This window comes from Antrihabitans auranticaus (assembly GCF_016481275.1).
Taxonomy (GTDB): domain Bacteria; phylum Actinomycetota; class Actinomycetes; order Mycobacteriales; family Mycobacteriaceae; genus Antrihabitans.
In genome coordinates this window covers 1-3331 of sequence record NZ_JAEMNW010000020.1, presented here as the reverse complement: position 1 = coordinate 3331, position 3331 = coordinate 1, and the positions used below count along the sequence as shown (strand labels likewise).

General features: G+C 64.1%; 4 protein-coding genes. All 4 read right to left on the bottom strand.

What is annotated here, in order from left to right; translation table 11 throughout:
* Positions 1-392: hypothetical protein (locus JGU72_RS30950; RefSeq protein ID WP_233533260.1), on the bottom strand; the 392-nt coding region annotated here is incomplete at its 3' end.
* On the bottom strand, positions 389-1177 hold the full coding sequence (gene istB / locus JGU72_RS30450; RefSeq protein ID WP_012213993.1) for an IS21-like element ISBmu1 family helper ATPase IstB: 789 nt from the start codon (positions 1175-1177) through the stop codon (positions 389-391). The genes istB and JGU72_RS30950, both read right to left, overlap by 4 nt.
* A 4-nt stretch (positions 1178-1181) precedes the next feature.
* Positions 1182-2693, bottom strand: a complete 1512-nt coding sequence (gene istA / locus JGU72_RS30445; RefSeq protein ID WP_027809980.1) for an IS21 family transposase — start codon at positions 2691-2693, stop codon at positions 1182-1184.
* Between the two features lie 163 nt (positions 2694-2856).
* Positions 2857-3331, bottom strand: a 475-nt coding sequence (locus tag JGU72_RS30440) for a DUF2867 domain-containing protein (RefSeq protein ID WP_233533259.1), incomplete at its 5' end; no start/stop codon positions are given.

The window sequence follows — 3331 nt, the reverse complement described above, 5'->3', positions numbered from 1 at the left end:
GAAATTGCGATTTGCATATGCGCTCGGATGCGCGATTCCACATCCGGGGGACATAGCTGCCCACTGAGGACACCTACCGTAAGCTCGCCGCCGACCTGTGTGATGTCGGTGCAAAGGGGAAGCGCGGGATAGGTGGCCCGACCGCCCAGGAGCGCTCCATCCATCTTGGCGATTCGCTCCGGAAACTGGAGTTGCTCCCGCCACAAGGCGCGAAGCTCCGCCTCAATGTCGCGCGCCAGCGCTTCAATGATTGGGTACCAGCCAACGCCGCACTGAATACCAAAGTGCGAGATGTTCGCCAGGTGTCGCGGGGCGGCGTAAAGGAGCCGGGGATGGGCGGCGTAATGGCGCCAGCAGAACCGGGGGTAAAACGCGGATTCGAACGGTTTCAAGGTTGCGGTTTTTTGCCGTTTTTGGCAACTGCATTTTGAGGGGGATCTGGCATCGGTTTCGGGGTGCGGTAACTGTCGCCCTCGAGGACGAGCCGGTAGGCGCCGTGGCGTAGTCGGTCGAGTGTGGCGGTGCCGAGGATGCGGTTGTCGGGGAACGCGGCGCCCCATTCACCGAAGTCGAGATTCGACGTCAGGATGGTCGCCGCGTGCTCGTAGCGGGCCGCGACGAGATCGTGGAAGTCCTCGTCCTGCGGGGTACGTAGCGGTTTGAGCGCGAAGTCATCGACGATCAGCAGCGGCACCCGGGCGTACTGCTGGAACTTGCGGTCATAGGCGCCGGTGGCGCGCGCGGCGTTCAATCGCTTGAGCAGCTCGGTCTGCGAGATGAACAGCACATCGCGGCCTTGGCGGGCGGCGCAGTGGCCCAGCGCCTGGGCCAAGTGGCTTTTGCCGGTGCCGGTTGGACCGGCGATCAGGATCGCGACCTTCTCGTCGAGATACCGGCCTGTCGCGAGATCATGAACGTGTGAGCGGTTCAACGTAGGCAGCCGGTCGAAGTCGAACGTCTCGAGCGTCTTGCCCATCGCGAAGCCGGCGCGCAGCAGACGGGTGCCGAGCTTCTTGTGTTCGCGACGGGCAACCTCGTCGTGCAGCAGCATGGCAAGGAACTCGGTATAGGCGAGCTGCCCGTCGATCGCCTGACGGTTGCGCTGCTCAAGCGAGTCGAGGATGCCGGACAGGCGCAGCTGTTTGAGGATGGAATTCAATTCGGGACTCGGGTTCATGGTGTCAGTGGATCAGCAGGGATTGGAGATCACGGCCGAAGCGGCCGCCGTTCTGGTAAGCGCCAGTCGGGGCCGACGCGGGACGCGGCACCGGTTCGCTGTCCAGGCCTTTGTCGAGGATGCCCTTGATGGTGCTGTACTTCGCGCTGCTGAACGCGAGCGCACGCTCGCAGGCTGCTTCCAGCCTCTGATCGCCGACTTTCTGTCGCAGCCGGATGATCCCCTGCGCGCCGCGCAGGTTGACGAGCACCTTGTCGTTGAACAGCGCGAGGATCACGCCGTGGCACGACGGCCCGATCTCCTTCGCGCGCGCCAGACACCACTGCGGATCGTGCTCGAGCCAGGCCTGCGCTTCGGGCGGCTGGTGATCTCGCACCGTGTGGCGACCGCCGGCCCGCTGCCGCGGATGGGTTGCGACGAGTTCATGCCGATGGAACAGCTGGATGACCGTATCGGTCGCCTTCAGCCAGAGCGACTTGCCGACGAGCGTGAACGGTGCAGAGTACAGCGCGTGCTTGTAGACGACGTGGCCGTCGCGATGGACCGCCACCTCCTTCCAGACCGACAGTACCGGCGGCACGTCCGGCAATGCAGCGAGCAACGGGCGCTCGACGCCGAAGCGCGTCAGCGGCCGTTCGTGGACGGTGCCGTGGATACGAGTGCCGGCCTGCTGCATCACCCATTCGCGCAGTTGCCGGTTGGCGTCGGCCAGATCCCGGAACTCGCGCAGCGGCACGAAGGACTTCTTGACGTATTTGACGCCCGATTCGACGACGCCCTTCTTCTGGGGATCGTGCGGCGGACAGGCGTCGATCCGGAATCCATATCCCTCGGCAAGCGCGGCGTACGAGCGTTGCACCGCCGGCTCGTATCGACACGCCCGGATGATCGCGCACTTCGCGTTATCGATGATGACCCGGTCGGGACAGCCGCCGAACCATTCGAAGGCGCGCCGGTGGCTGGCGAGCCACGTCTCGACGGTCTGGTCCAGCACGATCTCGGCATACTGGTGGCGCGACCAGCACAACGTCATCACGAAGATCCACGTCCGGACCGCAATGCCCTCGACCGTCAGCACGGGTCCCGCGCCGAAGTCGACCTGCGCGGCGTCGGCCGGTGCGAAGTCGAGGATCGTTGTGGTGGCCACGCTGCGCTCGGCAGCCAGATGGCGCAGCATGCGCTTCACGGCACAATAGCTGCCGGCGTAGCCATGATTGCGTTGAAGGGCGGCATGGATCGTGGTGCCCTGAACGCCGGCGGCAAGCCATTCGCGGACCTGTTCGCGATATGGCTCAACCGTCGACACACAGGTGTGCGGCAGGTGCGGCGTGCGCCCGAAGACACCCGCGATCGTAGCGTCGTCCGGCAGCGGCTGCACCGGATCCAGCCAACTACGCGCTTCAGCCTCGCGGCGCACGGTCGTCAGCTTCTTGCGCCCCATCAAACCGCCGCGCGCGATGTCGCGGTCAGAATCGCCTTGCCGCATGCGGACAAGGACTTGGCGGTATTCAAACAATTCGAACCTCCTGTTGGCCATGGACGCTCCGTTCAAAAAGAACGGAGCGTACCGACTCGGAAAGTTCGAACCGCGTTCTCGCCCTGATGCTGCTGGCGCCTATGCGCCGCCCCTAACGTGGCGCCATTACGCCGCCCTTGGACTGGCGCCTATGTGCCGCCCCTCAAGTGGCGCCCTTATGCCGACCCCGCATTGGCTCCATAGCGCCGCCCCGTGACAGCGTGTCGTCCTCGCCCAGAATGATCTCGTCTTCATGTCGTTCGAACACGCGGAAAATACTGAGCCGGTCGCCCTTCGCGACTTTCAGATCGATCGCTCTTTTAAGGCCGAATGGCCATACGGCAATGTCGCGAACGCCCAGCAGCATCGCGATCCACTTGGGTTGCCCCGCAAAGATGTATCGAGCGAGAGACTCTGCGTCGTTGCAGGCAGTCGTTGGCAAGTCCACCGAAAACGCGTCGGCAAAATCAGCCTTGTCGTACGACCGGCTCAGCCGTGAGGTTGCCGGCAGGCCGATCGGTTCAGCCTTCGTCGAATTCGTCTGCATGCCCATTCTCCATGCGTTCAAGTTGCCCGGCTGCCTCGGCGCGGTCCAAGCGAACGCAGGCGAGAGAATCAGCGTGACATATTCGCGCTCG

What these genes read in the sequence shown, in the direction of transcription:
- istB (WP_012213993.1), bottom strand. Translation starts at nt 1,177, where the DNA reads ATGAACCCGAGTCCCGAATTGAATTCCATCCTCAAACAGCTGCGCCTG.